This is a genomic window from Zooshikella ganghwensis (assembly GCF_018263875.1).
Classification (GTDB): domain Bacteria; phylum Pseudomonadota; class Gammaproteobacteria; order Pseudomonadales; family Zooshikellaceae; genus Zooshikella; species Zooshikella ganghwensis.
Genome location: NZ_JAEVHG010000022.1, coordinates 83,113 through 89,503 on the forward strand (window position 1 = coordinate 83,113; position 6,391 = coordinate 89,503).

The 6,391-nt window shown below is 38.9% G+C and carries 9 protein-coding genes and 2 tRNA genes; 10 read left to right on the forward strand and 1 reads right to left on the reverse strand.

Annotated features, from left to right (window positions below):
* Positions 1–46: 46 nt before the first annotated feature.
* From mutY to KHS79_RS22160, 7 genes are all read left to right on the forward strand, one after another.
* The gene (gene mutY / locus KHS79_RS22130; RefSeq protein ID WP_212722167.1) at positions 47–1,156 is read left to right on the forward strand and encodes an A/G-specific adenine glycosylase; all 1,110 of its coding nucleotides are present in this window, start codon (positions 47–49) and stop codon (positions 1,154–1,156) included.
* Positions 1,157–1,169: 13 nt separating this feature from the next.
* Positions 1,170–1,442 (forward strand): oxidative damage protection protein, encoded by a 273-nt coding sequence (locus KHS79_RS22135; RefSeq protein WP_094789498.1) that lies wholly within the window; start codon positions 1,170–1,172, stop codon positions 1,440–1,442.
* Between the two features lie 108 nt (positions 1,443–1,550).
* Positions 1,551–1,626 (forward strand) — tRNA-Phe (locus KHS79_RS22140).
* Positions 1,627–1,641: 15 nt separating this feature from the next.
* Positions 1,642–1,727: transfer RNA gene (locus KHS79_RS22145), tRNA-Leu, on the forward strand.
* A gap of 238 nt (positions 1,728–1,965) precedes the next feature.
* A complete protein-coding gene (locus KHS79_RS22150) occupies positions 1,966–2,169 on the forward strand; it encodes a hypothetical protein (protein WP_212722169.1) in 204 nt (67 codons plus the stop codon).
* A 382-nt stretch (positions 2,170–2,551) separates the two neighbouring features.
* Positions 2,552–3,184, forward strand: a complete 633-nt coding sequence (locus KHS79_RS22155) for a hypothetical protein (protein ID WP_212722171.1) — start codon at positions 2,552–2,554, stop codon at positions 3,182–3,184.
* A 9-nt stretch (positions 3,185–3,193) separates the two neighbouring features.
* Positions 3,194–3,550 carry a hypothetical protein gene (locus KHS79_RS22160; RefSeq protein ID WP_212722173.1) on the forward strand — a complete coding sequence of 119 codons (357 nt, stop codon included), beginning with the start codon at positions 3,194–3,196 and terminating at the stop codon, positions 3,548–3,550.
* A 90-nt stretch (positions 3,551–3,640) separates the two neighbouring features.
* On the opposite strand, the gene KHS79_RS22165 is transcribed toward KHS79_RS22160, so the two are convergent.
* The gene (locus KHS79_RS22165) at positions 3,641–4,009 is read right to left on the reverse strand and encodes a hypothetical protein (protein WP_212722175.1); all 369 of its coding nucleotides are present in this window, start codon (positions 4,007–4,009) and stop codon (positions 3,641–3,643) included.
* A gap of 635 nt (positions 4,010–4,644) precedes the next feature.
* Here KHS79_RS22165 and KHS79_RS22170 point away from each other — a divergent pair.
* From KHS79_RS22170 to KHS79_RS26395, 3 genes are all read left to right on the forward strand, one after another.
* Positions 4,645–4,905: a type II toxin-antitoxin system Phd/YefM family antitoxin gene (locus KHS79_RS22170; RefSeq protein ID WP_212722178.1), complete on the forward strand. Its 261-nt coding sequence runs from the start codon at positions 4,645–4,647 to the stop codon at positions 4,903–4,905.
* A complete protein-coding gene (locus KHS79_RS22175; protein WP_212722180.1) occupies positions 4,895–5,272 on the forward strand; it encodes a type II toxin-antitoxin system VapC family toxin in 378 nt (125 codons plus the stop codon). The genes KHS79_RS22170 and KHS79_RS22175 overlap by 11 nt, the downstream gene beginning before the upstream one ends.
* 222 nt (positions 5,273–5,494) lie before the next feature.
* Complete coding sequence (locus tag KHS79_RS26395) at positions 5,495–5,638, forward strand: KilA-N domain-containing protein (RefSeq protein WP_212722182.1); 144 nt, start codon at positions 5,495–5,497, stop codon at positions 5,636–5,638.
* Positions 5,639–6,391 lie beyond the last annotated feature (753 nt).

Sequence of the window (6,391 nt, forward strand, 5' to 3'; positions counted from 1 at the left end):
AAGATACTATATCCCCTCGTTTCTGTGTAAAAAACAATATATATACATGATTAGAGCCAATACTTTTAATCAAGCAGTGTTACGCTGGTTTGATCGGCATGGCCGCAAACATTTGCCCTGGCAGCAAAAGAAAACCCCGTATAATGTCTGGGTATCTGAAATTATGCTGCAGCAAACACAAGTAAGTACTGTAATTCCTTATTTTGAACGGTTCATGGCACGTTTTCCAAATGTTGCCAAACTAGCTGCCGCCGAAACAGATGAAGTACTTCATTTATGGACAGGGCTTGGTTATTACGCACGGGCTAGAAATCTTCATAAAGCCGCTAAGATGATCTGTGAAACATACAATGGCCAATTCCCTGCATCCGTTGACGAGCTAAGTACATTACCTGGTGTAGGCCGGTCAACTGCTGGCGCTATTGCTTCCATTGCGATGGGCCAGCGTGCAGCCATATTAGATGGGAATGTAAAACGGGTACTGGCTCGCTTTGAATCTATTGAAGGTTGGCCAGGTAGTACACCGATTCAAAATCAACTTTGGGCAATAGCTGAACACTACACCCCACATAAACGTGTAGCAGATTATACTCAGGCTATGATGGACCTTGGTGCAATGATATGTACCCGCACCAAACCTAAATGTGATGAGTGCCCAATACAAAAACATTGCCAAGGCTATCAAATGGGTGATCCCACTCGCTTTCCAAGCCCTAAACCAAAGAAAACACAACCCATTAAGTCTGTAGCTATGTTGCTCGCTGTAAATAAGAATGGCGAAGTACTATTAAACAAGCGTCCTACACAAGGTATATGGGGCGGGCTCTGGAGCTTTCCTGAAATAGCACTTACCGAGTCTGATAATAATACCGTAACTCGGCAACAGCTTACTAAGTTGGGAAATCAGCTCAAGCTTAAACTATTAAAGCCAGTCCATTGGTCTCCAGTCAAACATGTCTTCAGTCACTTCCAGCTTAATATTATCCCTGTGGTCTGCCAGCTGGAAAGCTCACAACCATTGCAAGTTATGGAAGACAACAATAGGCTTTGGTATAACGTATATCAACCACCTTCCATTGGTTTAGCTGCACCTGTTAAAAAGTTGATTAGCAAACTTGCGCACCAACAGGCTACACAGTATGCCATTGAGCTTTAATGGAGTTCTCAACATGACACGTACCATATTTTGCCAAAAACTAAATAAAGAAGCTGAAGGGTTAGCAGTTCCCCCCTACCCTGGAGAAAAAGGCCAGTGGATTTATAACAACATTAGCAAAGAGGCTTGGGAAGCCTGGCAAAAACATCAAACAATGCTTATTAATGAAAAGCGACTCAACTTAATGGAACCCGATACCCGAAAGTACCTCACAGAACAGATGGATAAGTTCTTCGCAAATGATGAGGTAGATCAGGCTGATGGTTATGTACCAACATCAGATTAACCTATAAATTGAATACTATTTATACAACACTAACCTGTTTACAAACTTTTTTAACAACCAACTCTTGACTCTTTGTGCCGCTAACGGTTTAATAGCGGCCCGAGCGTTGCCCAGATAGCTCAGTCGGTAGAGCAGGGGACTGAAAATCCCCGTGTCGGTGGTTCGATTCCGCCTCTGGGCACCATTCTTATTCTTCCATGCCGAAGTGGTGGAATTGGTAGACACGCTGTCTTCAGGTGGCAGTGCCCTTTGGGCGTGGGAGTTCGAGTCTCCCCTTCGGCACCATATTGCCTATCCTATTGATTTTCCTAGATTTTTTCTTCTCAAAGTATCCAAGCCTAAAGCCAACTTTGTAGCAACTCTCGAACTAATTTTGTAGCAGTTCCGAACACTTCCTGTCAACTACTTTCGTCTCCAACTGTCTTCTATCTGTGCCATCATAATGGCTTCAATCTGTCTTATATCTTAAACAGCTTATCTCAACTATAATTCTTTAACCCCAATACTTCTTGGACCTGAACCAATGAAAGAAAAAGAAACCAATGAGACCAACCTAGAAGAGCGTGATATAGACCCTTCTGACCCTCTCATACCACAGCAAATTGAGGAACTACAAGCTTTAGCGGCAAAGACAGATAGCCAAATTGATACTAGTGATATTCCACCAATAACTGATTGGTCCAACGCTGAACGTGGTAAGTTTTATCAACCAACAAAAAAGAAGTAAGACCGCATTAGCAATGCTTTAACAGAATAATTTTTGGTTACTTTTGTCTCTCTCAATTTTTATCCGTATACAATCCACAGAACTAAATACCTCCAATTTTGGGAATAAATTTCTTTAATATCAGATAGTTACATTTAACAAATAGCTCACAAAACTTAAGCCTTACGCTTACTGTCTTACTATTTGCCAGTTATTATTTTCTATTATTCTCCACTTCAACATGAAAAGCTGGAAACAGACGAAGATAATTATGGACCGCCCTAGCCTAACCTAAGTATAGCGATAGCTGGACCACATAATTAGAAGTAGCTCAAGTACTCTCACCCCCTTGTTGTGCTATGGTTCAACACTCAAAGTTATTCAAAGGATGGAGCACCACTAAGTGTTAAAGCATCTAGTTCTATCATCGTTACTCTGCTGGTCTGTGGCTGGAATAGCTGCGTCTACTATTAATGTTAGTGACGAGGAAAAGCTACCAAGCGTTGAGACTTTATGTAAGGACCGCCCTACATGCAACCTTGTGGCTAAATCTATAGACTGGCCTAAAGCAAAATATGAAAAAAGCCTCTCTTATGAGATTGGTCCATTCAGAATAAATTTACCTAAAAATGATATTCAGAGATGGGTATCTAGCGAGAAAACCCAATTTGTTATATTTGATAAAAAGGCTTTGATGTTTGAGTTAAGAGAAAATCAAAACTCAATGGAAATAAAGCAGTTCTTTGAGACAGCTTTTCAAAGCAAGCCTGACAGTAAAGCTTTAAAGGACATAACAAAGAAAGAAAAAGCAGAATTATTTGTATTTAAAATGATGCTTTTTGACGATGCTAAACTGTTTATGTATGAAAAAGGACCTATGAAAGCCTTTGAAGCAGTTTCCTCTAAGCTTTCAGTTGTCTACATAACTCATGACAAGCTAGAAAATGAAGTTTTAGCTATAGACTCAAAAAACTTCACTCAAGAAGAGCTGCATAAAATCATTGCTTCAGTTGAATCTACTGTACCTACACTTTAAGGACGATATATGCCTACACCAGAGCAACAAACACTTGTAGCTGAGATTCTTACAGTTATTACTGGTGATGATTTTTTCTTAAAGAATAAGCATAAAATTAATGACAACTTTATGGTTGCTGCTGAAGACGCTATAGCCTCCTATAAAAGTTGCATTAATCACTCAGGACGTTTTGCAGCCCTTATGAAGTGTATCCCAACAGGCCCCAATGTTAGAGGCTGGCTAATGAAGTGTACAACCAACTCTTTTCAGCAGTTAAAAAGAGAGTTTAGCGGTGAGCTTTACGGGAATAAACTGTGTTCTGTAGATGCAGGCTTTGGTATGCACTACAGGAACCTTAAAGACACTCTCATATTAGGCTTCTAGTAGACCAAATGAGCCTCTCTCCTTAACCAGATAAGTGCTTGAGAGGCTTAGCAGATTATCTAAAAGCGTTAATTCTAAAGTAACGAAAAACTAAGTATTCTCTACAATAGAACGTGCAAGCTTTTTAAGAGAAATACTATCTTGAACATATACTGATGCTCTTAAAACCCTACTCCTTGAAATTTTTTTATTTGGTACTAGTTCTTGTAATTTATCCGCTAGTATCTGTAGTTGTCCTTTTTCGATATCAGTCAACCTTAAAGGAAAGCTTCTACCAGAAGTTGTGTTAGGGTCTACTGGGATTGAACTCACATACTTTGGCTCTGGCTCTATTGTATCAATTGGTTCTATTTCAATTTGCTTATTCTTATTACTATTCTTCTTTTTTAGCTTATTTTTAAGCTTCTTTTTTAGTTTATCACCCATAATAGACCACTCTTTCAAGCTAAAATAATTCATGGATGTCAACTGCTTAGCAACTACAGACCATATTTCATGTTATTGTTTAAACGCAATATCATGGCAAGAAAAGTTCTCAGGAACACCTCTTGCTCAAGAATGATTTTGGCAGAAAAATCTAAGTGCCTTTTTAATTATTCAGCAGCGTAAAAATCCCCCCTACCAGCTCAGAAAACTTCTAAAAACAGCAGAAACTTTGATTGTGTCCACCTTTAATAGTGCAACACTTAACTACTCTTTCAACTTTTAATATGTCAATTAATTTATGACTTAGCAGACATCCAACAATGTACATCGTATGTTGCCAATTAAATCAAATCAGAAGTAATTAACATTCATGTCTATTTGATAAATACATGCAAAGACACAACAGATATGGCTAATCTTGGCTATGGCTCAATACGACCTATAGCCACATTGCTAGAAGCTGCTTTTAAGCTACACAGATTCACTGCTTTGAAGACAAAGCAAGCAACAGGACCACCATAGAGCAAAACATTACAGTAAGCCAAAATAACCGCAAGGCTTAAACTAATACCTGTAAGGATTGTCAGGAGCAAACGTATAAATTGATTGACTCACCACCAAACAAAATATATATTTTAAAATAGCTATTTTTTGTAGGGGACTAAGGTATGCAAATCACAGCTTCACAGCTACAAAGCCAGCACAAAGCGCTAATTGATGCGCTTAAACGAGGCGAACCCGTAGAAATCACATATCATGGTGAGGTACTAGGAATAGTACAACCCGCCAAAAAGGTCAAACAAAGCATAAGCAAGGATGGTGACAGCTTCTTTGGGATGCATAAAGACCTAGCGGCTGATAGTGAAACCATTGAAAACGAAATACGTCAAATGCGGACAGGACGAAGGAAGCGTTTTGATGATATTTGATACAAGCATCTTGATATACGCTTCACGTGGTTATGAGAAAGCCAAAGAGTTGATAATTGAGACAGAAAAGCGTGCTATCTCTGCAGTAACATACATGGAGTTTGTACCGCACTGCCGAAACAAAAGAGAATTACAGCACTTTGAAAAGATGTTAGAGGCTTTGCACTTTACAATTTATGAAATTGATAACCAGATTTCAATAGCTGCTCGTGGTTACACAAAGCAATATGCGTTAAGCCATAGTGTAGAAATGGGAGATGCTTTAATTGCTGCTACAGGCCTTCGCTATAATGAAACAGTTTGTACTACAAATATAAAACACTTTAAGCCAATCCCAAGTTTAAATTTAGAACCATTTAAAATTTAAGCTTAAGGTGCATTGCGGCAATAAACTCTCCAACTTCTTTAGTACCTTCGCTAACGTCAGTGAAAACTACGTTTAAGTCCGATAATACTCTCCTCCCTGTTCTGTCATCTCAGAGGCTTACTTCAACATCCGGCAATAAATGGACCACAACATGAAACACTACAGCGCCCACGCTTTGAATGAGGAATAAACAAACCCAAGATTTAATTAGTGAAATTTCTAGTGTGCAAATTTGCAAAAAGCAAGGAAATCAAGCTCAGAGTCATTAATGGTAGTCCTGACCGTGGTACTTACGCCTGTGAAGAACTTGCTTATGCATATGCTATGTGGATAAGTCCTTCATTCCACTACAGTAGTTGTATTTAATGGTTGTTATAGACCTCTATGCATGTAAAGCAGTAGGTTGGGCTTTATCATCAATCGCCGATAGGAGTTAAACTTTGATTAGACATAGAGTTAATCCTTGAGGTTAATTAAAGTAAAAACTTAGATATGAAACTTAAGGGAAGAATCTTTGAGGCACCTATACGACGCCGTAACTCTAGGCCTTGTCATTACTGGGCTGCACGTACATTAGAGAAAACAAAGCCGCGCTTTTATTTCTGAGAGGGAAAATCGCTAGAAGCCTTGTTATATATGGGATTACAGCAAAGAAGGTTACAACACGCCCTTCTTTGGAACTTAAAAGTTTGCTCTTTTCTACGCCTAACTCTAGCCCCTCCAGTGACTGGGATAGACGTATATTAGAAAAATCAGGCCGCGCTTATAGCTAAGAGGAGTTCTGGCTGATGGTTCTATTCTTTCTTGTTATGCAAGGACCTATTAAGTAATGATTTATCTCACTTACTTACAAAGCTTTTTTCTTACACTTACCCACTCAACAGATTGATTAAAAAACAATCAACAGATAGAATACCTCACCGCTTTTAAACTAGTAGCTTTCCTTTGATACGGAAATATCATGGAGTACTAAATGAGTTCAGCAAATAGTCTGGTACGGCCTGAAAACCTTAGACACTTTTTATGGTAAAAATGTAACTTAAACCATAAGAGGTAAATCATGGGTAAAGGTATCCGTTACTCAGGCGAATTTAAACAAGAAGCAGTCAACCAAGTCGT